Annotated in this window: 19 protein-coding genes and 2 pseudogenes; 15 read left to right on the top strand and 6 right to left on the bottom strand. The window is 67.1% G+C overall.

All coding sequences use genetic code 11. The annotated features are described in order from the left end of the window. Positions 1-470 (bottom strand): annotated as a pseudogene (locus tag JZ792_RS35975) (hypothetical protein); the annotation flags it as partial. Positions 471-1,060: 590 nt separating this feature from the next. Between JZ792_RS35975 and infA the strand changes: the two are divergent. The 9 genes from infA to JZ792_RS35930 all read left to right on the top strand — a co-directional run bounded on the left by infA (position 1,061) and on the right by JZ792_RS35930 (position 6,872). Beyond that, positions 1,061-1,282, top strand: a complete 222-nt coding sequence (infA, locus tag JZ792_RS35970; RefSeq protein WP_003418601.1) for a translation initiation factor IF-1 — start codon at positions 1,061-1,063, stop codon at positions 1,280-1,282. Positions 1,283-1,400: 118 nt separating this feature from the next. Next, positions 1,401-1,514: a 50S ribosomal protein L36 gene (gene rpmJ, locus JZ792_RS35965; RefSeq protein WP_011207363.1), complete on the top strand. Its 114-nt coding sequence runs from the start codon at positions 1,401-1,403 to the stop codon at positions 1,512-1,514. A gap of 213 nt (positions 1,515-1,727) precedes the next feature. Further along, positions 1,728-2,099: a 30S ribosomal protein S13 gene (rpsM, locus tag JZ792_RS35960; RefSeq protein ID WP_109525459.1), complete on the top strand. Its 372-nt coding sequence runs from the start codon at positions 1,728-1,730 to the stop codon at positions 2,097-2,099. A gap of 9 nt (positions 2,100-2,108) precedes the next feature. Beyond that, positions 2,109-2,522 (top strand): 30S ribosomal protein S11, encoded by a 414-nt coding sequence (rpsK, locus tag JZ792_RS35955; protein ID WP_014349147.1) that lies wholly within the window; start codon positions 2,109-2,111, stop codon positions 2,520-2,522. A gap of 20 nt (positions 2,523-2,542) precedes the next feature. Next, on the top strand, positions 2,543-3,148 hold the full coding sequence (rpsD, locus tag JZ792_RS35950; protein WP_216917364.1) for a 30S ribosomal protein S4: 606 nt from the start codon (positions 2,543-2,545) through the stop codon (positions 3,146-3,148). Between the two features lie 105 nt (positions 3,149-3,253). After that, entirely contained in the window at positions 3,254-4,312 is a 1,059-nt protein-coding gene (locus JZ792_RS35945) for a DNA-directed RNA polymerase subunit alpha (protein ID WP_109525665.1), read from the top strand. A gap of 49 nt (positions 4,313-4,361) precedes the next feature. Further along, on the top strand, positions 4,362-4,883 hold the full coding sequence (rplQ, locus tag JZ792_RS35940) for a 50S ribosomal protein L17 (RefSeq protein ID WP_216917363.1): 522 nt from the start codon (positions 4,362-4,364) through the stop codon (positions 4,881-4,883). A 291-nt stretch (positions 4,884-5,174) separates the two neighbouring features. Then, complete coding sequence (gene truA, locus JZ792_RS35935) at positions 5,175-5,987, top strand: tRNA pseudouridine(38-40) synthase TruA (protein ID WP_308165592.1); 813 nt, start codon at positions 5,175-5,177, stop codon at positions 5,985-5,987. A gap of 48 nt (positions 5,988-6,035) precedes the next feature. Beyond that, positions 6,036-6,872 carry an LLM class F420-dependent oxidoreductase gene (locus JZ792_RS35930; protein WP_216917361.1) on the top strand — a complete coding sequence of 279 codons (837 nt, stop codon included), beginning with the start codon at positions 6,036-6,038 and terminating at the stop codon, positions 6,870-6,872. 49 nt (positions 6,873-6,921) lie between these two features. Here the strand turns inward: JZ792_RS35930 and JZ792_RS35925 are convergent, their stop codons facing one another. Then, the gene (locus JZ792_RS35925; RefSeq protein ID WP_109525463.1) at positions 6,922-7,260 is read right to left on the bottom strand and encodes a metal-sensitive transcriptional regulator; all 339 of its coding nucleotides are present in this window, start codon (positions 7,258-7,260) and stop codon (positions 6,922-6,924) included. A 189-nt stretch (positions 7,261-7,449) separates the two neighbouring features. Between JZ792_RS35925 and JZ792_RS35920 the strand changes: the two genes are divergently transcribed. The 3 genes from JZ792_RS35920 to JZ792_RS35910 all read left to right on the top strand — a co-directional run bounded on the left by JZ792_RS35920 (position 7,450) and on the right by JZ792_RS35910 (position 10,085). Continuing rightward, a complete protein-coding gene (locus JZ792_RS35920; RefSeq protein ID WP_216917360.1) occupies positions 7,450-8,259 on the top strand; it encodes an S-methyl-5'-thioadenosine phosphorylase in 810 nt (269 codons plus the stop codon). A gap of 63 nt (positions 8,260-8,322) precedes the next feature. Beyond that, positions 8,323-9,375 (top strand): NAD-dependent epimerase/dehydratase family protein, encoded by a 1,053-nt coding sequence (locus JZ792_RS35915; RefSeq protein ID WP_216917359.1) that lies wholly within the window; start codon positions 8,323-8,325, stop codon positions 9,373-9,375. A 149-nt stretch (positions 9,376-9,524) separates the two neighbouring features. After that, complete coding sequence (locus tag JZ792_RS35910; protein WP_216917358.1) at positions 9,525-10,085, top strand: NADPH-dependent FMN reductase; 561 nt, start codon at positions 9,525-9,527, stop codon at positions 10,083-10,085. Between the two features lie 28 nt (positions 10,086-10,113). Here the strand turns inward: JZ792_RS35910 and eccE are convergent, their stop codons facing one another. Continuing rightward, complete coding sequence (eccE, locus tag JZ792_RS35905; RefSeq protein WP_216917357.1) at positions 10,114-11,757, bottom strand: type VII secretion protein EccE; 1,644 nt, start codon at positions 11,755-11,757, stop codon at positions 10,114-10,116. A 112-nt stretch (positions 11,758-11,869) separates the two neighbouring features. Between eccE and eccB the strand changes: the two genes are divergently transcribed. Continuing rightward, complete coding sequence (gene eccB, locus JZ792_RS35900) at positions 11,870-13,360, top strand: type VII secretion protein EccB (protein ID WP_216917356.1); 1,491 nt, start codon at positions 11,870-11,872, stop codon at positions 13,358-13,360. Positions 13,361-13,365: 5 nt separating this feature from the next. Here the strand turns inward: eccB and JZ792_RS35895 are convergent, their stop codons facing one another. From JZ792_RS35895 to eccD, 3 genes are all read right to left on the bottom strand, one after another. After that, positions 13,366-14,124 (bottom strand): potassium channel family protein, encoded by a 759-nt coding sequence (locus JZ792_RS35895; RefSeq protein ID WP_216917355.1) that lies wholly within the window; start codon positions 14,122-14,124, stop codon positions 13,366-13,368. A gap of 116 nt (positions 14,125-14,240) precedes the next feature. Then, positions 14,241-15,644, bottom strand: a complete 1,404-nt coding sequence (gene mycP, locus JZ792_RS35890; RefSeq protein WP_308165591.1) for a type VII secretion-associated serine protease mycosin — start codon at positions 15,642-15,644, stop codon at positions 14,241-14,243. Between the two features lie 46 nt (positions 15,645-15,690). After that, positions 15,691-17,157 (bottom strand): type VII secretion integral membrane protein EccD, encoded by a 1,467-nt coding sequence (eccD, locus tag JZ792_RS35885; protein WP_216917354.1) that lies wholly within the window; start codon positions 17,155-17,157, stop codon positions 15,691-15,693. Between the two features lie 175 nt (positions 17,158-17,332). On the opposite strand from eccD, the gene eccCa reads away from it, so the two are divergent. Continuing rightward, a complete protein-coding gene (gene eccCa / locus JZ792_RS35880; protein WP_216917353.1) occupies positions 17,333-21,376 on the top strand; it encodes a type VII secretion protein EccCa in 4,044 nt (1,347 codons plus the stop codon). Further along, positions 21,376-22,367: pseudogene (locus tag JZ792_RS35875) on the top strand (hypothetical protein); the annotation flags it as partial. The gene eccCa and the pseudogene JZ792_RS35875, both read left to right, overlap by 1 nt.

Here is a 22,367-nt window from a genome sequence, read left to right as displayed (position 1 = left end):
CCGCCGTAACCGGTCGGCGGTTCCGGCCGTGGCTGGTACGCGGGGTCGGGGGCGTACTGCGGCGACGGAGGGCGCGGCTGTTCGAGCCGGGGATCACCGGGACGCGACTGCTCGCCGGTGCGCGGATCGGGTTGCGCGGGTGGTTCCTGGGACCACGAACCGCCGTCCCGCTGCCGGGTATCGGGGCCGGTGCGGCCCTCTTCCTCGGCGGGATCCTGTTCGTCGTACCCGGATCGTTCGTCCCTGTCGCGGCCACCGAAGAACCGGCGCTTCTTGTCCTTGCGGCCCGGTGTCGCGTTGGGATCCTGGCGTCCGCCGTCCGGGGCGGCCGATCGTCCGCGTCGACGGCGCGGACCGTCATCGATGACATCCTCGGTCGGGAGGTTCTGCACGGGGGCCTCATAGCCGCCGACATCGCTTTCGGAGAGCCACGGCGGCAGCATCGGCAGGCCGTCGTCGTTACGACTCACACGCCACCCCGCTGTAGATTCGATCCGTACCCGCGTTCCGGCCGGGCGCCCGCGACGGGCGCACCGCTTTCGGTCACGAATGTACCCGCCCGCGCGGTGTTTACGCGCCGCGGGGACGCGGACCCGGCAGTCCGGAGTCGGCCGGGAAACGCGGTGCCGCGCGGTCTGTCCGTTGTCGACGGCGCTGCGTGCACGGACGGCCCACTGCGCTGGCTCACGACATCCCCCTGGGATCTGTTCGACCGGATCTCGACGGGGGTGAGTTTACGCGACCGCCGTCGGTCCCATGTGTCCAGGAGAGCCCGGTCCGCCCGGAACGTCCGGACCCCGCGCGCAGGCTCGAAATGCCCCGCCCCGTGATCGCCGACGGCGAATTCCCGCGCGCCCGGCCGGGGCCGTTTTTGCCGGATACGCAGCGTACCGGTAAGCTGGAGCGGCGGTGCACCTATGCGCCCACCTGTTCGCATGCCCCGTTATCGGCAAATCGGTTCCGAATTGCTCGGTGACACGGATCCATGGGAACAGACACCCAGGCAATCAAACCAGGTTCGAGCGGCGCTGCCGTTCGGTGAACCGGGATCGCGGAGGACATGGCGAAGAAAGACGGGGCCATCGAGGTCGAGGGTCGAGTTGTCGAGCCGCTGCCCAATGCGATGTTCCGGATCGAGCTCGAGAACGGACACAAGGTTCTCGCGCACATCAGCGGAAAGATGCGGCAGCACTACATTCGTATCCTTCCCGAGGACCGGGTGGTCGTCGAGCTGTCGCCCTACGACCTGTCCCGCGGCCGGATCGTCTACCGGTACAAGTGACCGCGCTCCGGCGCGATCGAATCGACGGGCGCGAGTCCGTCACCACAGACTTCCCCAGTCGTCGGCTGGGGAAAAACTGTGTTCACACCCGTGTGAACCACAAGAAGATTGGACGGACGTGAAGGTTCAGCCGAGCGTCAAGAAGATCTGCGAGAAGTGCAAGGTGATCCGCCGTCACGGTCGGGTCATGGTGATCTGCGACAACCTGCGTCACAAGCAGCGCCAGGGCTGATCCCCGCCGGGGGAAACCCCGGCCGGTCACCTAGCCGAGCACCGAACGCAGTTCGGATTGGCAAGAAGAACTCCCAGCTCCAGCCGCACGCTGCGGTTATTCGGGTTCACCCCCGAGGCGTGCGTGCCAACCACCGGTACGGAGGCCGGTGCCCCGCCAAGACGAGGGGAACGGACAGGGAGCAGACCTCCGCAACATTAAGGAACTGCCACCATGGCACGTCTCATGGGCGTAGATCTCCCGCGCGAAAAGCGCATGGAGATCGCGCTGACCTACATTTTCGGCATCGGCCGCACCCGGTCGAAGGAGATCCTGGACGCTACCGGCATCAGCCCGGATCTGCGTTCCAAGGATCTCAGCGACGAGCAGGTCACGCAGCTGCGTGACTACATCGAGCGTTCGTCTCTCAAGGTCGAGGGTGACCTGCGCCGCGAGGTGCAGGCCGACATCCGTCGCAAGATCGAGATCGGCTGCTACCAGGGCCTGCGTCACCGTCGTGGCCTGCCCGTTCGCGGCCAGCGGACCAAGACCAATGCGCGCACCCGCAAGGGCCCGAAGCGCACCGTCGCAGGCAAGAAGAAGTAGGGATAGCGCATGCCTCCGAAGAGCAGGGCTTCCGGCCCCAAGAAGACCCAGAAGTCGCGTCGCAGGGAAAAGAAGAACGTCCCGCACGGCCACGCGCATATCAAGAGCACGTTCAACAACACGATCGTGTCGATCACCGACCCGAGCGGCAACGTCATCTCGTGGGCGTCCTCGGGCCACGTCGGCTTCAAGGGTTCGCGCAAGTCGACCCCGTTCGCCGCGCAGCTCGCCGCCGAGAACGCTGCCCGCAAGGCGCAGGAGAACGGTGTCAAGAAGGTCGACGTCTTCGTGAAGGGCCCGGGTTCGGGCCGCGAGACCGCGATCCGTTCGCTGCAGGCCGCGGGCCTCGAGGTGGGCACGATCTCCGATGTCACCCCGCAGCCGCACAACGGCTGCCGTCCGCCCAAGCGGCGTCGCGTCTAGCGGGAAAGGAATAGCGAAAAATGGCTCGTTATACAGGCCCCATCACCCGCAAATCGCGTCGTCTGCGTGTCGACCTCGTCGGAGGCGACCAGGCGTTCGAGCGTCGCCCCTACCCGCCCGGCCAGCACGGCCGCGCGCGGATCAAGGAGAGCGAGTACCTGCTCCAGCTGCAGGAGAAGCAGAAGGCTCGCTTCTCCTACGGCGTCATGGAGAAGCAGTTCCGCCGGTACTACGAAGAGGCCAACCGCCTCAAGGGCAAGACCGGTGACAACCTGCTCCGTCTGCTCGAGACCCGTCTCGACAACGTCGTGTACCGCTCCGGTCTGGCCCGTACCCGTCGTCAGGCGCGTCAGCTGGTCAGCCACGGTCACTTCACGGTGAACAACCGCAGCGTGAACGTCCCCAGCTTCCAGGTGACCCAGTACGACATCATCGATGTCAAGGAGAAGTCGCTCGGCACGCTGCCGTTCCAGGTGGCCCGCGAGACCGTCGGCGACCGCCCGGTTCCGGGTTGGCTCCAGGTGATCCCCGGTCGTCTGCGGATCCTGGTGCACCAGGTCCCCGAGCGCGCCCAGATCGATGTGCCGCTGCAGGAACAGCTGATCGTCGAGTACTACTCGAAGTAAACAGCTTTCGCGCTGCTGTCCCTCCCCGCCACCCTGGTGGAGGGGAGGGAAAATCCCACAACGTGGGCGTCAAATAGTGGGCGCCCGTACAGGAGGATGATCCACATGCTGATTTCCCAGCGTCCGACGTTGACCGAAGAGGTCGTCGCCGAGAACCGTTCGAAGTTCACCATCGAACCTCTCGAGCCCGGCTTCGGTTACACGCTCGGCAACTCGCTTCGGCGTACCCTGCTGTCCTCGATTCCGGGGGCCGCGGTCACGAGCATTCGTATCGACGGCGTTCTGCACGAGTTCACCACCGTCCCCGGTGTGAAGGAAGATGTCACCGACATCATCCTGAACCTCAAGGGTCTGGTCGTGTCCTCGGAAGAGGACGAGCCGGTCACGATGTACGTGCGCAAGCAGGGCCCCGGCACCGTCACCGCCGGTGACATCGTGCCGCCCGCGGGTGTTGTCGTGCACAACCCGGATATGCATATCGCCACCCTGAACGACAAGGGCAAGCTGGAGATCGAGCTCGTCGTCGAGCGCGGTCGCGGTTACGTCCCGGCGGTGCAGAACAAGGCGTCCGGCGCGGAAATCGGCCGGATTCCGGTGGATTCGATCTACTCCCCGGTGCTCAAGGTGACCTACAAGGTCGAGGCCACCCGTGTCGAGCAGCGCACCGACTTCGACCGTCTCATCCTCGACGTGGAGACCAAGAACTCCATCAGCGCGCGGGACGCGCTCGCCTCGGCGGGCAAGACCCTGGTCGAACTCTTCGGCCTGGCCCGCGAACTGAACGTCGAAGCCGAAGGTATCGAGATCGGCCCCTCGCCGGCCGAGGCGGATCACATCGCCTCGTTCGGTCTGCCGATCGAGGATCTGGACCTCACCGTCCGTTCCTACAACTGCCTCAAGCGCGAGGGTGTGCACACGGTGGGCGAGCTCGTCGCCCGCACCGAGTCGGATCTGCTCGACATCCGTAACTTCGGCCAGAAGTCCATCGACGAGGTCAAGGTCAAGCTGCACGCGCTCGGCCTCTCGCTCAAGGACAGCCCGGCGTCGTTCGACCCGTCCTCCGTGGTGGGTTACGACGCGAGCACCGGAACGTGGAGCGACAGCGGCACGTTCACCGACACCGACGGTGGCGAGCAGGACTACGCCGAGACCGAACAGCTTTAGGCCACTGGGGTAGGCGCCCCGGTTCGGCCTCACACAAGGAGAACAACTCATGCCCAAGCCCAAGAAGGGTGCTCGCTTCGGCGGGTCGTCGTCGCACCAGAAGGCGATCTTCGCCAATCTGGCGACGGCGCTCTTCGAGCACGGCCGAATCCAGACCACCGAGTCCAAGGCCAAGGCGCTGCGCCCCTACGCCGAGAAGCTTGTCACCAAGGCGAAGGCCGGCACCCTCGCCGACCGTCGCGAGGTGCTCAAGGTCATCCGCAACAAAGATGTGGTGCACGAGCTCTTCGCCTCGATCGGCCCCTCGTTCGAGGGCCGTGAGGGCGGCTACACCCGCATCACCAAGACGCTGCCCCGCAAGGGTGACAACGCGCCGATGGCGGTCATCGAGCTGGTCCGGGAGAAGACCGTGACCAACGAGGCCGACCGCGCCCGTCGCGTTGCCGCGTCGCAGAAGACCGAGGCCGCCCCGGCTGCCGAGGAGACTGTCGCCGACGAGGTCGTCGCCGAGACCGCCGAGGTCGAGGCCCCGGCTGCCGACGAGGCCGCCGAGGACAAGAAGACAGACTGACGTCGATTCCTCGCCTGTGCGGGGATGATCCCGACGCCTGAGATCGTTCTTCGCGTACGCGGGAGTGATCCGGACGCTCGACGCCGGTCGGAGTTTCAGAACGAGCCCGCCACCCGTTTCGGGTCGGCGGGCTCGCTCTCTTTCCGGCCTTGTGTTTCGCACGAAACGACTCTCGTCGACGGACGAGCCGACAGCGTGGAGGATTCGATGGTTCCGACCGATACGTCGGATTCGGTGAGGACGGCCGCCGACGCGGACACCGTCGCGGCGCCCGAACCCGCGGTCTCCCGTATCCGGCTCGATATCGCCTACGACGGAACGGATTTCATCGGCTGGGCCAAACAGCCGGGGCTGCGCACCGTGCAGGGCGTGCTGGAAGAGTCCCTGAGCAAGGTGTACCGCGAGCCGGTCCAGCTCACCGTCGCGGGCCGCACCGACGCCGGGGTCCACGCCGAAGGTCAGGTCGCCCATTTCGACACCGCCGCGACCTTCGACGGGCCCGCCCTCGTGCACCGAATGGCCAAATTCCTGCCCAAGGATGTGCGCATCAAGAACGCGCGCGTCGCCCCGCCCGCATTCGACGCCCGTTTCTCCGCCGTTCGCAGGCATTACGCCTACCGCCTCACCACGGCCCCCTACGGTGCCGACCCGCTGTCGGCGCGCGGGGTCGTCCCGTGTCGGAGCACCGTCGATCTCGCGGCCATGCGCGCGGCGTCGGAGAAACTTCTCGGCCTGCACAATTTCGCCGCTTTCTGCCGCAGGCGCGAGGGCGCGACCACGGTGCGCGAATTACAGCGTTTCGACTGGGAGCGCGACGGCGATCTGCTCATCGCTCGGGTCAGCGCGGACGCCTTCTGCTGGTCGATGGTCCGCAGTCTCGTCGGCGCGGTGCTGGCGGCGGGGGAGGGACGGCGCACCCCGGAATGGGTCGGCGCACTGCTGAAGGAGACCGAGCGCTCCAGTTCGGTCACCGTCGCCCCGGCCCACGGGCTCAGCCTGATCGCCGTCGACTACCCGGCCGACGCCGACCTCGCGGCCCGCAATGCCGAGACGCGGGAAATGCGAACGGTCCCCACCGGCGACGCGGGATGCTGCGGCAGCTGATCGGCCGTCGTCGGAATAGATGCGGCACCGGCCCGGGTTGCCTCCGGCATGACCAAAGTTGATCTCGGGAAATTCGGTGTGTGGCGTTACTACCGGAATTTCACCCCGCAAGCGGCGCGGGAGCTCGAAGAACTGGGGTTCGGCGCGTTGTGGCTCGGTGGTTCGCCTCCGGCGGATCTGCCGGTGGTCGAATCGCTGCTCGAGGCGACCGAATCGCTGACCATCGGCACCAGCATCGTGAATATCTGGGCGGTACGGGCCGATGCCGTCGCCGAGTCCTATCACCGGATCGAGCAGCGCTTTCCCGGACGTTTCCTGCTCGGCATCGGTGTCGGTCACCCGGAGTCCAACGGAACCGAAGCCGTGAAACCCTACGACGCGCTCGTGGCCTACCTGGACGAACTCGACGCGGCCGGTGTGCCGAAGGAGGGCAGGGCGCTGGCCGCGCTCGGACCGCGTGTGCTGCGGCTGGCGCGTGACCGGACCGCGGGCGCGCTGCCCTATCTCGCCCCGCCGGAGCACACCAGGATCGCCCGCGAGACGCTCGGCGCTGATCCGCTGCTCGTCGCCGAACAGAAAGTGGTCCTCGACGAGGACGCGGAGCGGGCGCGCGCGGTGGCCAGGAAGATGGTGCCGATGTACCTGGGGCTGGTGAACTATGTCAGCAATCTGCGTCGTCTCGGTTTCTCCGAGGAAGATGTGACCAAACCGGGCAGCGATCACCTGATCGACGTCCTCGCGGTGCACGGCAAACCGGCCGAGGTCGCCGCCGGGCTCGTCGCGCATCTGGACGCGGGCGCCGATCACGTCGCGATCCAGGCCTTGAACGAGGACTACGTGGACGCGCTGCGCACGCTGGCGGCGATCCTGCCGTTGGGGCGCTGACGTGGTCTCCGAAGGTCGGTAGCCGCTCCGCGGGCGTCACGGACACCGCTCAGGAGCGCACCAGCCGGGCGATGGCGTCGGTGGCCTCTTTGATCTTCGCCTCGGCTTCCGGACCGCCCGCGACCGCGGCGTCCACCACGCAATGACTGATGTGGTCTTCGAGCAGCCCCATCGCCACCGCCTGCAACGCCTTGGTCATGGCGGAGACCTGGGTGAGGATATCGATGCAGTACTTCTCTTCCTCGACCATCCGTTGCAGGCCCCGCGCCTGGCCTTCGATGCGGCGAAGCCGCTTGAGGTAGTCGTCTTTGGCGGTGATGTAGCCGTGCGGCGCGTGCTCGTCGTGGCAGGGCTGATCCTGGGTGGTGCTCGTCTCGGGGGATGTCACCGAAATCTCTCCTCGCTGCCTGCCGGGTATCGCCGATAGCTGATACCCCCCTAGGGTACATTTGTTCGAACGGGTTGTCAGGTGGGCGTGTCCCATCATCGCGTGATCGGGGTCGTCACCGGGGTGGCGGGTGCGCGGATCGGGTACCGGTTTCGTCGGCCGGTTCGGCGATCGGGAGAATACGCAGTCATGAGTTCGCTTCCCCGGCCCGCGATCGCCGTCATCGGCGGCAGTGGCTTCTACGACTTCTTCGACGACGACGCGACCGACGTCGAGGTCGACACCCCGTACGGCACACCGAGCGCGCCCATCGCGATCGGCGAGGTCGAGGGCAGGGCGGTGGCATTCCTGCCGCGCCACGGCAGGCGGCACGAATACGCGCCGCATACCCTGCCCTACCTGGCCAATATGTGGGCGCTGCGCTCGCTGGGGGTGCGGCGGATCTTCGCGCCGTGCGCGGTCGGCAGTCTGCGCGCCGACTGGGGGCCGGGCACCGTGGGTGTGCCCGATCAACTCGTCGACCGGACCTCCGGCCGTCCGCAGACCTATTTCGACGGTGGCGGCGTCCATGTGTCCTTCGCCGATCCGTACTGCGACGAATTGCGTTCCGCGGCGATCAAATCCGAGATCGAGCAGCTGCCGCTGAAAGCGGGCGGCACGATGGTCGTCGTGCAGGGTCCGCGTTTCTCGACCCGCGCCGAGAGTCGCTGGTTCGCCGGGCAGGGCTGGGATCTGGTGAACATGACCGGGCATCCGGAAGCCGTTCTCGCCCGCGAACTGGAGATGTGCTACGCCGCCGTCGCTCTGGTGACCGATCTGGACGCGGGACTCGAAGAGGGTTCGGGTGTGCACGCGGTCGACGTGTTCGCCGAGTTCACACGCAACCTCGGGCCGTTCAAGGAACTGATTCGCCGTTCGGTCTCCGCGGTGACCGGGACCGACACCTGCGACCGCTGCCGTGTTCATGCGGGAGTATCGCTGCCGTTCGAATTACCGTGAGAGGTGAGTCCGGCGGGTTCGCTCGCCGCGAACTCGATGCGGTAGCCGAACAGGGATAGTGATATGAAAGTGCTGGTGACCGGTGCGGCCGGATTTCTCGGATCGCACGTGCGGCGCGCCCTGGCGGCGGCGGATCACGAAGTCGTCGCGATCGATGTGATGCATCCCGCCGTGCACGGCAAGGACGCGACGCCGCCGGAGGGCGTCTCGCGCGTCGACATCCGTGACGCCGCGGCCGTGGAGACGCTCGCTCGCGGCGTCGACGTGGTCTGTCATCTGGCGGCGGTCACCGGCATGACGGGCGCGCCCGAGACGGGCGGACTCGTCGAATCCGGCCTGAACCCCGCCGAATTCGCGGCTCACAACGATCTCGGTACCGCCGTGCTGCTCGCGGCCATGAGCCGCGCCGGGGTCAAGCGATTGGTGCTGGCGTCCTCTGTCGACGTCTACGGCGAGGGCCGCTACCGCATGGTGCACGGCGGTTCGTTCTCGCCGGGGGTGCGGCTGCGCGCCGACCTGGACCGGGGGATGTTCGACCATCGCGCACCGCGCACCGGCGAGGTTCTGACCTGGGATCCCGTCGGTGAGGACGCGCCGTCGCGTCCACGTGGATTCTGCGCGGCGAGTAAGGCCGCGCAGGAGAACTACGCGCTGTCCTGGGGTTTCGCCACCGGCAACGCGGTCACGGTCCTGCGTTATCACCAGATCTACGGTCCGGGAGCGCATTTCGGTGTGCCCGCGCTCTTCCGCGACGGGCTGTCGGCGGGCCGTGCTCCGCGCGTGTTCGAAGACGGCGGCCAAGTCAGGGATTTCCTGCACGTCGACGACGCCGCGGCTGCCACCGTCGCCGCCGTGGAACGCGCCCTGCCCGGATTCGTCCCCCTGAACATCGCCTCCGGGCACCCGGTCACCCTCTATCAGGTCGCCTCGACAATGTCGCGGGCCTGCGGTGGACAGGCGCCCGTCGTCACCGGCCAATATCGTCTCGCCGACATCCGGCATTTCGTCGGTGATCCCGAACGCGCGAAACGCGCCATCGATTTCACCGCGAACATCGCCCCGGTTCCCGGCTTGGCCGAATTCACCACTTCCACCGTGAAATCCGTCGAGTCCTAGATCGCGCGCCGGGTCGCTCCCGACGAAACTCCGCGCTGGTCCTTCGGCGCCCCGCCCGACCGCCGAGGGTGCGGTGAGTAACACTCTCGGCCTGTGGACGTCGGCGCGATGATCGCTTCGTCGTCGATACCCGGGACTAGGCTCGCGATATGACCACTCCGCTACGGCTCGAAGTCATCGTCGCCAGTGTGCGACCGGAACGTTTCGCCCCGGTCGTCGCCGAGTGGTTCCTGCGGACCGTGCGTGCGGATTCCGCCTTCGACACCGGTGTCATCGACCTGATCGACACCCCGCTCCCGGTGGATCTCACCGAATCACCGCGGGTCGAAGCCTTCCGGGCCAGGCTGGCGGCGGCGGACGCCTTCGTCGCGATCACCTCGGAGTACAACCACGGATATCCGGCCTCGCTCAAGACCGCGTTCGACACCGCGAAACACGAATGGCGTGCCAAGCCCATCGGATTCGTGTCCTACGGCGGGCTGTCGGGCGGGTTGCGCGCGGTGGAGCAGTTACGTCAGGTGGTGGCCGAGATCCACATGGTGTCGGTCCGCGAGACGGTGAGTTTCCACCAGGCCAAGCGCGCCTTCGACGCCGCCGGTGAGACCCGCGACGGTGCGGCGGTCGACGCGTCGGCTCGCATGCTGCGTCAATTGGCCTGGTGGGCAAGCACTTTGCGAACGGCGCGAGCCGCTGACCCATATCCGGGCTGACCGGTCGGCCTTCCGCGCGGGGCGGAAATCACTGAGGTTGCATGACCCGTCGACCGCGCGGCTGTCCGATGTAGGTGGCCTCGCGCGGGATGGAGACCAGCGTCAGATCGACCTGCGCCGTCCCGGTGCGCAGCACCACGTGGTTGCCGATCGCTCCCGGCTGGTGGATCGACAGATCGGGGCGCGTCGCGGGCCAGCCCATCGGATCGCCCGTCACGTAGATGGTCGTGACACCCGCGTGCGGCGCGGGCGCGAGCACCCCGTCCACCACCGTCGCGGTGAAACCCGCGTCGGACTGGTGGGTTTCGACCGCGATGGTCAACCGCTCCGGGTTGCCGATGGTCTGCACCAGGTTGTCCCAGGCGCGTGCGCGATCGGTACGGATCAGGATTCGTTCGCCGACCGCGAGCGCGCGGAAGACCAACTGCTGGGCCAGATACAGCTCGCCCGCGACGTACACGGTGGAGATACCGGTGCCGACGATCCGGACCGCGACGCCCTGATTCTCCTCGTCCGACCCGATCAACTGTCCGCAGCCCGACGACGGAAGATGCAGCGCGGAAAGCACATCGATCGGATATTCGATCATCGGCACGGTGTCGTCGACACCGGGGGCCGCCAGCGGCAGATGGGCGAGCAGCCCGTCGCGATGCCGTCCCGCCATCGAGACCATGCCCGCGAGCTTGCCGCGGTCAGGCAGTTCCCTGGCGGTGAGACGCCAGGCGGCGCCGATACTCACCGATTCGGCGGAGTTGCCCGGCCGTAGTCGCACCGCGACCGTCGTGCCGCGCGAAGGCGCGACCCACAATTGGGCGAGCAGATCGGAACCGAGCCGTTTGGGATCGACAGCGCTGCCGATATTGACCGCGTTGCCGATCTCGGCGTAGCGCCAGCGGTGGGTCAGCGCGCGCGGGTCGTAGCCCGCGGTGATCTGGAGGACGGCCTTGCGGATTTCGGGGGCGGTCAGGATGCGCGCGCTGCAATCGGCGTCCTCCAGCGCCCGCATGATCCGCTGCGTCGCGATCGTGACCGCGCGCGAGGCGCCTTCGCTGCCGCCGCCGCGCCGGGCCGCCGCTTCCGGACAGGCGATGGTGTCGAAGCTGATGGCGAGCCAGACCGCGCGATGAGCGGTGGCGGGCAGCGGACCGAGCAGGGATTCGTAGATCGTGCCCGCCGGTGTGCCGGAACGGCTGCGGTGTCCGTGACTGATGATGTCGATACCGCTGAGCAGAATGTCGTGCTGGTTCAGGCATTTCGCGAGTTCGGGCAGCGGAAGCAGATGCGACGCGTGCACGGTGCTGCTGGAGATCCTGGTGAGTCCGCCGCGCGGCGGCAGCACCTCGACGACGGTGACGACGCGGCTGCCGTCCCAGTACAGGCCGAGCGAGCGGTCGTCGGGGCCGCGGAAATCGACGGTGTCGCCGATCTCGTAGTCGCGCTTGGTCAGATAGCGCCACCAGGTGGCGATCCAATCCAGCACGGTGCGTTTGGCTATCGGGATCAGCGGGAGCAGCATGAGGGCGATCGCGACGCCGAGGGCGGGCCACTTGTCGAGTCCGGCCAGCAGCGCGATCAGACCGGCGCAGAGTCCGATCACCTGTGCTACCAGCAGATTCTGTAGTGAGATGCGACCAAGGAGCGGGCGCGGCCCTGCTCCGGCTGCTTCGGCCATGATCGTCCCCCAAGTACCCGGTATCGACCGCTTCCTACCGGCCGAGCTGAACAACAGTCCCCGCGAACTGTACTGTGTTCGGCGAAGGTGAGCACTGTCCGGGGGAGAGAAGATGCCGTCCAAACCTACTACGCGCTGGCAGGTCAGCGGCTATCGCTTCCTGGTCCGCCGGATGGAACACGCCCTGGTCCGCCGGGACGTTCGTATGCTGCACGACCCGATGCGATCGCAGACCCGCGCGTACGCCGTGGGATTGGTGCTCGGACTCGTCGTACTGGCCGGTTGCGGCATTCTCGCGCTGCTTCGCCCCCAGGACAAGATCGGTTCCAACACCCTGCTGATCGGCAAGGAGTCCGGCGGCGTCTACGTGGTCATCGACGACGTGGTGCATCCGGCGCTGAACCTGGCCTCGGCCCGGCTTGCCTCGGGTGAATCCGGAAAAGCCGTCATCGTCAAGGAATCCGAACTCGGCAAGAAACCTCGCGGTCAGCTGATCGGCATTCCGGGCGCGCCCGCTGCGCTGCGCTACGACAAGGACGGCAGCGGCCGGGCCTGGACGGTCTGCGATGTGCTGAAGGTCGACGGCAGCAAGGATCTCACCACCTCGGTACTCGCGGGAGACCCGCAGTTGGGCGACAAGGCCTCCGTCCTCGGCGCCGATCAGGCGCTGCTCGTCAAGGCCAAGGACACCGTCTACCTGGTATTCGACGGTAAGCGGGCGCGCGTGGACATGAACGTCCGCGCGGTCACCGACGCGCTCGGCATCACCGGAGCCACCCCGCGCCCGGTCGCCGAGGGATTCATCAACACCGTTCCCGAAGTGCTGCCGATCATCTCGCCGAAGATCGACAATCCCGGCGGCACGGTGACCTACCAGGCCAACAATCACCGCATCGCCGACGTGGTCCAGGTGCCTTCGGAACCGGACAAGTACTACGTCGTGCTCGGCGACGGCTTCCAGGAAGTGTCGAAGCTGACCGCCGACATCATCCGCAATTCCAATCCCACGCTGTCCGACGACCCGCGTATCAGCCAGTCGGATCGCACCAATGCCGATGTCTCGCACGCGCTCAAGGTCGAGGACTATCCCAAGCGCGCGCCCGGCATCGTCGAGGTGAAGGACCAGCCGGTCAGCTGCATGTCCTGGAAGCCGATTCCCGCCGCGGCCGACAACAAGGACGGCGGCAGGTGGGCCGAGCTTTCGGTGATCACCGGTGTCACCCTGCCGATTCCGGACAGCGCGAAACTGGTGCCGCTGGCCCAGTCCGACGGTTCGGGACCGAACGCCGATTCGGTGTACATCCCGCCGGGCACCGGGGCCTTCGTGCAGACCACCGGCATCGAGCCGGACAGCCGTCGCAAGGACAGCATGTTCTACATCGCCGACACCGGCGTTCGCTACGGCATCAAGAACGAGGATTCGCAGAAGGCGCTCGGACTCGATACCGGATCCGGTGTGAAGCCCGAACCCGCGCCGTGGCCGATCGTCGGTCTGCTGGCGTCGGGGCCGACCCTGGGACGTGAAGAGGCGATGGTCGCCCACGACGGCGTGTCCCCCGACCCGTCACCGGCGAAACAGACCGTCGGGAAAGCCAGCAACTAGGGCCGTCACTCGGTCGCCGCGACCGACTCGCGCGCGGTGCGCAGCGCGGCGACTTCGTCGCGCAGCGCCCTGATCTCGGTGACGAGGACGGTGATCTCGCGATCGGTGCTCTCGACATTGGCTTCGACGTTCTTCAGCTGGTCCATCACCCAGCTGGTGGTGGTGCCGATCGCGAAACTGATCAGGCCGATGCCGAAGGTCATCAGGATCAGCGAGATCAAACGGCCTTCGGTCGTCACCGGATACACATCGCCGTAGCCGACCGTGGTCACCGACACCATCGACCACCACAGCGCGTCACCGAAATTGTGGATCTTGCTGTCGGTGGCGCCGTATTCGGCGTCGAAGAACGCCAGGCTGCACAGCAACAGCACGAGCACCGAACTCACGCCGACGAATACCGCCAGCCTTGCCCTGGTCGTGGTGTTGCGGTTCAGGGTGCCGATCACGAGCATGGCCGCGCGCAACAGCCGCAGCGGACGGAACGGCGGCAGCACCACGATCAGCAGATCGACGGGATGGGTGCGCAGGAATCGCCACCTGTTCCCCGACAGCCAGAGCCGCACCGCGAAATCCAGCGCGAACGCCGCCCAGATCGCGAAGTCGACCCGGGTGAGCCAGGCGTCGAGCCGGGGTGAGGCCCCGGTATCGAGTACCTGCCAGGCGTAGACGCCGAGGAATACGACGGCCAGGACCATCATGGGGATGCCGGTCGTCCGTTCCCAGATTTCTCGACGGGTGAGCGCGGGCGGTGTTTCGGCCATGGGTTTACCTGTGTCGTTTCGGCTGCGATATCGGCATCACCGCAGGTCGGTCCGCTGAGGCTACCGGTTGCCGACGCCCGGCGGCAGCCCGGCCGCGCTGCCGTCACATGACGTGGTCACATATCGTCGCCACGGATCCCGAAGCGGCGCCGGATCGGGAAGGACGCCAGGTAGCCCAGAAGCAGTGTGCCCGCGATGATCCCGGTGCCGATGAGCGCGACATCGCGCGCCCGATTATCGGGGGGCGGCGGCGCGGCGGGGACCGCCAGTTGCCTGCTCTTGGGTGGAGTCGGGGTCTTGGGCGGGAGCGGTCCCGTCACCTCGTCGGTCAGCGCGGCGATCGGATCGACCGCCCCGTAGCCGATGTATTTGTTCCAGCCCTCGGCGGGCGCGTGTGCCGTGGCCTGGACCCGTCTCATCACCTCGCGGGCGCTGAGTTCGGGGAAACGCGCGCGGACCAGCGCGACCACGCCGGAGACGATCGGCGTCGCGAAACTTGTTCCCGAGATCGGTCCCTGCTCACCGCGCTGGTTGAGCGCGCCGACGGCGGTACTGCTGCCGCGCGGATCGAGCGAGACCATGTTCTCGCCGGGGGCGGCGACACTGAGCCACGGACCCGGCACGGTGAATTTCGACGGCGCCCCGTTCGCGTCGATCGAGCCGACGGACAGGACGTAGTCGTCCCAGCGCGCCGGGACGACGTTCATCGTGGTCTTGCTCCACGGGTCCGCGGTCGGGTCGAGCGGGTCGAATACCGTGTTCTCGGTTTTGCACGTATCGGTGTTGCCCGCCGCCGCCACGACGACGACGTCCTTCTCGACGGCGTATTGAAGTGCCGCACCGATTTTTCCGTCGACGTTGTTCTCCGAGCCGCACCAGACCTCGGAGATGTTGATCACGGTGGCGCCCCGATCGACCGCCCGCACGATGGCCGAAGCCATGGTGCCCAGGTTTCCGTAGCCTTCGGGCAGGTCCTCGGGCGACTTGTTCCGGCTCGCGCCTTCCTTCTGATACATCTTGCTGGTCTGGCGGATGGTCATGATCCGCGCCGAAGGAGCGACGCCGGCGAAACCCTGGCCGTCGATCCGGGACGCGGCGATCAGTCCGGCGACGAAGGTGCCGTGACCGTCGCAGTCCTCGGTGCCGTCACCGACCTGAGCGACGTAGTCACCGGCCGCGTCCAGGTCGGGCAGTCGCGGGTGTCGTGCCACGCCGGTGTCGATCACCGCGACGACCTGGCCCTCGCCCTGGGAGAACTTCCAGGCACGCTCCAGATCCAGTGAGCGCTGCGCGGTGGGGATCGTCGAACCGCTTCCGCCGGTGACGATATCCGCGCAATTGGAATTCGCCGGACGTTCGGTCTTCTCGGGCGGCACGGCGGGATCGCCGGGCGGGCGCACCGCCGGATCCACCGCAGGCGGGCGCTCGGCGTGCGCGACACCGTGTCCGGCGCCGAGACCGAGCGACGCGCTCAGACCGAGCGTGACAGCGACCGCGACGATTCGCAGTGGCACCTTCACGACAGCGCCTCGCTCATCCTCATCGCTTTCGGCTCGTTGCCCGCACTCATAGTCCGCGGACGAGGGAGTAGAGCGATGCCACCCAGAACACCAGCGGCAGCACGGCGGCGACGAAAGCGTATTCGAGCAGCTCCACGCCTCGACGCATCGGCGGTGTCGCCGACTGGTTCGGGATGATGATGCCGAGGATCAGCGACGCGATCAGGATGATCATGGCCACCCCGAACACCCCGAGTGGCATATCCATTTCGAAACCGGCCCCGACCAGCATGAGCAGCACGATGGACGCGCCGCCCGCGATCAGTACGACAGCCTGTTCCGCGCCCGCGTAGGTGCGGCTGCGGAACATCAGCACGGCGGCGCAGACCAGCGCGAGCGAAATGCCCTGCCAGTACGGATCACCCGATTCCGGGTCGGTGGCGGCGAGCGCGCCGACCACCGTGACCAGCGTGGTCGCCGACACCAGCCCGGCGAGGTACATCCTGGCCCGCTCGGATTTCACCCGCAGCGCGTCCATGGTCGGCAGTGCCCGGTGATCGTCGGGATCGTCCTCGGTCGGATCGATCGGGGTGCCGGGGGAGGGCACGGGAGGCAGGGGCAATTTCGCGAGCAGCATCGAGATCCGCGGCGAGAGCGAGAGTCCGGCCAGGCCGATGGCCGCGGCGACCGCGCCGATCGCCTTGACCGGCTGATCGGTGAGCAATCCGACGATGGCCGCCGGAACGGCGTACACCGACAGGGTCGCGGCGCCGATGAACAGCGCGAGTCCGACGCCGGTGACGCGCCAGGCGAGAATCGAGGTCGCGCCGAGCAGCACCGAACCGAGTAGCAGGTGTGCCCAGCCGTAATCATCGGGGACGTAGAGCATTCCGGCCGAGAAGGCCGCGGGTAGCGCGCAGCCGCCGAGGACGAGGGCGGTCCTGGTGTCGCCGTACATGCGGCTGAGCACCATGCCCGCGACGACGAGCAGGATTCCGACGCCGAGCGCGATCGAACCGCTCACCCACACCGGCAGTTCGTCCGGCGACATCAGCAATCCGAGGCAGCCGATGATCATCGTGATCGCGGCGAGCACCGAACCGGTCAGCCGCGCGGTTTTCGGTGTCCAGCTTCGGTAGTGGTCGGCGTCGGCGATCGCGACGTTGTACATGATGTCGTCGAACAGCGGTGTCGGCGCGATATGCGAGGCGCTTTCCAACATCAGCAGTTCACCGTCGCGTACGCCGAGTTCCCCGAGGCTCAGCGAATTGGACAGCGGTGGTTGGCCGATCCTGGCCAGCACCCACTCGGCGGGCTCGTAACGTTCGCCCTCGTTGTCGAAATCGTTGGTCCGGCTGTGCTGAGCGACCATGTCGACGACGCTCGGGATGACCAACGCGACCGGCACGTCGACCGGGATGGCCATGTCCACCTGGGTGTGTTTGGCCAGGATGGTGACCCGCGCCAGATCAGGCGCGCGGACGATCCCACGGGAGGAGTCTTCGTCGATGTGGTCAAGGCGCGCGTGCGTCAAACTTCCCCCAACTTCGTGTTCTACCTCGTACTTCCGCTGACGCGCGCCCGAGGCGGCGAGGTTGCGAACCCCGGCGTCCTGACAGCAGAATGCAGGACGAACTGTACGACATGTCGGCAGCGGCCTCTACACTGAGCCCGAAGTTGCAGCATGCAAAAGGGGGATTTCTCGACCGATGAGTACTGTCCGGTTCCAGCGCCGTGCCCGTCGGGAGATGCCCCGTACGCCCGGTGGTGAGGTCACATTACAGCCGCCACCCGAAATTCCCCGGGTGACACCCGGAAACCTCCTATCGAAGATGATGCCGGTCGTCATGGTGATCGGCATGGTCGGCATGATGGCCCTGATGTTCACCCAGGGCGGTGGTATCGCGTCGAACCCGATGAGCATGATGTTCCCGCTCATGATGATGTTCTCGATGGTGGGCATGTTCGCGGGCCAGGGCGGGGGGAAAGGCGCGAAGGCCGCTGAGGCGAACGAGGACCGCAAGGACTACCTGCGCTATTTGGACCAGGTCCGCAAGGATGTCGACGAAACCGCCTCCCAGCAGCGCGCTTCGGTGGAATGGAGTCATCCGGAACCGGCGCTGATCTGGATGTTGGCCGGTACCAGCCGCATGTGGGAGCGGCGCGCGGGGGACAAGGATTTCTGCCACGCCCGCATCGGCATCGGCGGTCAGCGTCTGGCTACCAGGCTCGTCGCCCCCGAGACCGGCCCGGTCGAGGAATTGGAGCCGATCGCCGCGGTGTCGTTGCGCCGGTTCGTGCGCGCCCATTCCACCGTGCCGGATCTGCCGACGGCTATCGCGGTCAAGGGTTTCGCGACCATCGCCCTCGACGGCGACCGGGTCGAGGCCCGCGACATGACACGCGCGATGTTGTTGCAGCTATGCATGTTCCAAGCGCCCGATCAGGTCCTGGTCGCCGTGGTGGCGGGGCCGGACACCGCGCGGGAATGGGAATGGACCAAATGGCTTCCGCACACCCAGCATCCGGACGCGCAGGACGGGATCGGCTCCCAGCGCATGTTCTTCGGCTCGATCCGCGAGGCGATGGCGAGCCTGCATCCGTTGCTCGCCAATCGCGTCCGCTACTCCCGTAACCAGCCCGCGAACGCCAATCTGGTCCATATCGTCATCGTGGTCGACGGCGGCCTGCTCGAGGCCGAAGACGATCAGCTGCGCGAATCCGGCTTCGAGGGTGTCACCATCATCGACCTCTGCGGCTACGCGCCGCGCCTGGCGGTGTCGCGCGGTATCAAGATGGTCATCGAGAACGGCGAGTGCATCGGCCGCGGCGCCACCGGCAATCAGGAGCGTTTCGCGCTCATCGACCGGATCAGCAGCCAGCAGGCCCAGCAGGTGGCGCGCAGGCTCGCACCGTATCGCGCGGCCACCCAGCGCAGCAGCGACGTCGAAACCGACGACAGCGAGGTGATCTCGACCTGGTCGCAGCTGATGAGCCTCGGCGATATCGGCACCTTCAACCCCGAGCACGCGTGGCGGCCCCGCTACGGCCGGGAGCGGCTGCGGGTGGCCTTCGGCGTCGGCGCGGACGGACTGCCCGTCGAACTCGATATCAAGGAAGCCGCCGAGAGCGGTATGGGCCCGCACGGTCTGTGCATCGGCGCGACCGGTTCCGGTAAATCGGAATTCCTGCGCACCCTGGTGCTGAGCCTGCTCGCCACGCACTCACCGGATCAGCTCAACCTCGTCCTCGTCGACTTCAAGGGCGGCGCGACCTTCCTCGGTCTCGACGGCGTGCCACACGTCGCCGCCGTCATCACCAACCTCGAAGAGGAAGCCGATCTCGTCGACCGTATGCGCGACGCGCTGGCCGGTGAGATGAACCGCCGCCAGGAAGTGCTGCGCCAAGCGGGCAATTTCGCCAACGTGTCCGAATACGAGAAGGCCCGCGCCGCGGGCGCGGATCTGGATCCGCTGCCCGCGCTGTTCGTCGTACTCGACGAATTCTCCGAACTGCTCACCCAGCACCCGGATTTCGCGGAGTTGTTCGTCATGATCGGCCGCCTCGGCCGGTCGCTGCACGTCCACCTGCTGCTCGCCTCCCAGCGCCTCGAAGAAGGCAAGCTGAAAGGTCTGGAGAGCCACCTCTCCTACCGCATCGGTCTGAAGACGTTCTCCGCCAACGAATCACGCCAGGTGCTCGGTGTGCCCGATGCCTACAACCTGCCCGGTATCCCCGGTGGCGGTTACCTCAAGTCGGATTCCGGTGAGATCCAGCGCTTCCAGGCGTCCTACGTCTCCGGCCCCTACGTCGGCGGCGGCTCGCAGCGCGAGGTCACCAGCGCGGGTATCGCCGGCGGCGAAATCGATGTCAGGGCCAGGCCCTTCACCGCCCACCACGTCGATTTCCGCGCCGTCGACCGGATTCCGCTGCCGCAGGAACCCGCTCACGAACCCGACGATCAGCATTCCGACGACGGCGACCAGATGTCCAACCTGAACATGCTGGTCTCCCGTATCCGAGGGCACGGCCGTCCCGCACACGAGATCTGGCTGCCGCCTCTCGACGAGGCGCCGACCCTGGATCAGCTCATCCCGCGTTCGGTCCTCACCGGTGAATACGCCTCGCCCGCGACCCTGCGCGCGCCCATCGGCCTGGTCGACCGTCCCTACGACCAGCGGCGCGATCCGCTCGTGGTCGACCTTTCCGGCTCACGCGGCAATATCGCGGTGGTCGGCGGTCCGCAGTCGGGTAAGTCGACCGCGCTGCGCACCCTGATTATGGCGATGGCCATGACCCACACCGCCGAGCAGGTGCAGTTCTACTGCCTGGACTTCGGTGGCGGCACGCTCGGCAGCCTCGAGGGACTGCCGCACGTCGGCTCGGTCGCCAGTCGCCTGGACGAGGACAAGGTCCGCCGCACGATCGCGGAGATGACCACCATCGTGCGTCAGCGCGAGGGACGTTTCCGTGCGCTCGGCATCGAATCGATGTCCGAGTTCCGGCGGCTGCGGTCCACGGACCCGTCGAGCAGTCCGGCGGCGGCGGGCACACACGACGATCCGTTCGGCGACGTATTCCTGGTGGTCGACGGATTCAGCTCGATCCGACAGGATTTCGAGCCGCTCGAACAGCCGATCATGAATCTCGCGGTGCAGGGTCTTTCCTACGGCGTGCACGTGGTGATCGCGCTGAACCGCTGGGCCGAGGCCCGTCCCGCCCTGAAGGATCAGATCGCCACCCGCATCGAGTTGCGACTCGGTGATCCGATGGATTCCGACCTGGGCCGCAAATTCGCGGCACTGGTTCCGCAGGGCCGCCCCGGCCGCGGTATGACACCGGACTGCCTGCACATGCTCACCGGCCTGCCGCGCATCGACGGCAGTTCCGACCCGACGAATCTGGGTCAGGCCGTCGCCGAAGCGGTATCGACCATCGCTCGCCTCACCCCCGGCCACGCCGCGCCCGCCGCCCGCATGCTGCCCGAAGTACTGCCCCGCGAACAATTGCTCCAGCACGTGGGCAACTGGCCCTCGCAGGTCGATCCGAACGTCAAGACCATGCGGATTCCGCTCGGTATCAACGAGTCCGAACTGGCCCCGGTCTTCATCGACTTCAACGAGAGCCCGCATTTCATCATCATCGGCGATACCGAATCCGGTAAGACCACCCTGCTGCGTTCGATCATCGACGGTATCGCGGCGTCGAACACCCCGAACCAGGCCAGGATCATCCTCGGCGACTACCGGCGCTCCATGCTCGGCCTCGTCCCCGACGGTTACCTCGCCGGATATGGTTCGACCGCGCCGCAGTTCACCCAGAACATGGCCGATCTGGCCGCCTACGTCAGCCAGCGCACCCCCGGCGCCGACGTCACCCCGCAACAACTGCGCGACCGATCCTGGTGGAGCGGTCCGGAGCTCTACGTCATCATCGACGACTACGATCTGGTCGCCACCTCGATGGGCAACCCGACATCGGTTCTGGTGGAACACCTTCCGCACGCCCGCGATCTCGGCTTCCACCTGATCATCGCGCGGCGTTCGGGCGGTTCGGCCAGGGCAATGTACGAAGCCACGATGGCGCGCATGAAGGATCTCGGTTCCGCGGGTCTGATCATGAGCTGCAACAAGGACGAGGGCGTGCTGATGGGCACCGTGCGCCCGAGCCCGCTGCCGCCGGGCCGCGGTCATTTCATCACCCGTAACGCGCAGGAACTGATCCAGCTCGCCTGGATGCCGGCGGCGGAGTGATGTCGACCGTCGAGTTGGTCATGACCGACACCAGGGTCTGGGCCGTCGGCCCCGCCACCCATTGGGAGGTGCCGCCGTCGGTGGTGCTGGGCAGCAACGGAAATCTGGTGGTGGGGGAGTCTCTGACCCCTCCCACCCAGGTCAGCTCCGCCGTCCAGTTCGTCCCCGCGGAGCGGATCGCGCTGCTGCCCCGCGTGCCCACCGTCGTCGAATCCATGGCCGCGGTGGTCGACGCGGTCTTCGAGAATCTCGGCGTCGCCTCGCCCGCCGAACGTGTCACCGTGGTCTGCCCGACCGAATGGGGCGAGCGCAGGCGTTCGGTGGTCGACGCCGCCGTCCGCCGCTTCACCGCCGAGGTGGCATTCGAGGAAATGGCCATTCGTTCGGTAACCACCGACCTCTCGGCCGCCCGCGCCGCGCGCAGCGTGGTCCTGGAATTCGGCGCGATCACCACCACCGCGTCCACGGTGACACCCGGCCTGCACGGTCCCCAGCTCGAATCCTGCGAATTCGAACCGGATCTCGCGGTCACCGACCTCGGTGCCGACCCGCGCGCCGCCCTCGCCCTGTCGTCGCTGCTCGGCACACTCCTGGATGGCCGACAGGTCGATATCGTTCGAGTAGTGGGCGTTTCGACTCCCGCGCAACTCGAAGCGATCCGGTCCTCGGTGCAAGAGGTATGCGGGCCCGCCGCCGAGGTACGCCCGGTGACCGGTGCCGATCTGGTGCGCTCCGCACAGCCGCAACCCCAATACCGCCCCGCCCCCGCGTTTCCCGCGAACGAATGGCTGCAACCGCTGCGCGAACGCGCAGCCGCGCAACAGGATCCGAAACAGCGCCGGACGATGTACATCCTCGGCGCCGTCGCGACCGTCGTCGTGATCGCCGCCGCGGCGATCGGCGCGGTCGTCGCACTCGGTGGCTCCGACGACGACGCGACGGCAGCACCCCCGCCCACCAGCACCGTGACGGCCCTCGCCCCGTCCACGCC

It is taken from the genome of Nocardia noduli (assembly GCF_019038455.1).
GTDB lineage: Bacteria > Actinomycetota > Actinomycetes > Mycobacteriales > Mycobacteriaceae > Nocardia > Nocardia noduli.
The sequence above is the reverse complement of the archived record's forward strand: the minus strand, read 5'-3'. Positions and strand labels throughout refer to the sequence as shown.

Bases quoted from the DNA above. Each gene is read 5' to 3' on its own strand.
- JZ792_RS35915 (WP_216917359.1), top strand. From the start codon at position 8,323: ATGAAAGTGCTGGTGACCGGTGCGGCCGGATTTCTCGGATCGCACGTG.
- eccB (WP_216917356.1), top strand. From the start codon at position 11,870: ATGCCGTCCAAACCTACTACGCGCTGGCAGGTCAGCGGCTATCGCTTC.
- JZ792_RS35920 (WP_216917360.1), top strand. From the start codon at position 7,450: ATGAGTTCGCTTCCCCGGCCCGCGATCGCCGTCATCGGCGGCAGTGGC.
- eccE (WP_216917357.1), bottom strand. From the start codon at position 11,757: ATGGCCGAAGCAGCCGGAGCAGGGCCGCGCCCGCTCCTTGGTCGCATC.
- JZ792_RS35945 (WP_109525665.1), top strand. From the start codon at position 3,254: ATGCTGATTTCCCAGCGTCCGACGTTGACCGAAGAGGTCGTCGCCGAG.
- eccCa (WP_216917353.1), top strand. From the start codon at position 17,333: ATGAGTACTGTCCGGTTCCAGCGCCGTGCCCGTCGGGAGATGCCCCGT.
- rplQ (WP_216917363.1), top strand. From the start codon at position 4,362: ATGCCCAAGCCCAAGAAGGGTGCTCGCTTCGGCGGGTCGTCGTCGCAC.
- JZ792_RS35895 (WP_216917355.1), bottom strand. From the start codon at position 14,124: ATGGCCGAAACACCGCCCGCGCTCACCCGTCGAGAAATCTGGGAACGG.
- rpsM (WP_109525459.1), top strand. From the start codon at position 1,728: ATGGCACGTCTCATGGGCGTAGATCTCCCGCGCGAAAAGCGCATGGAG.
- JZ792_RS35930 (WP_216917361.1), top strand. From the start codon at position 6,036: ATGACCAAAGTTGATCTCGGGAAATTCGGTGTGTGGCGTTACTACCGG.
- rpsD (WP_216917364.1), top strand. From the start codon at position 2,543: ATGGCTCGTTATACAGGCCCCATCACCCGCAAATCGCGTCGTCTGCGT.
- infA (WP_003418601.1), top strand. From the start codon at position 1,061: ATGGCGAAGAAAGACGGGGCCATCGAGGTCGAGGGTCGAGTTGTCGAG.
- rpsK (WP_014349147.1), top strand. From the start codon at position 2,109: ATGCCTCCGAAGAGCAGGGCTTCCGGCCCCAAGAAGACCCAGAAGTCG.
- JZ792_RS35910 (WP_216917358.1), top strand. From the start codon at position 9,525: ATGACCACTCCGCTACGGCTCGAAGTCATCGTCGCCAGTGTGCGACCG.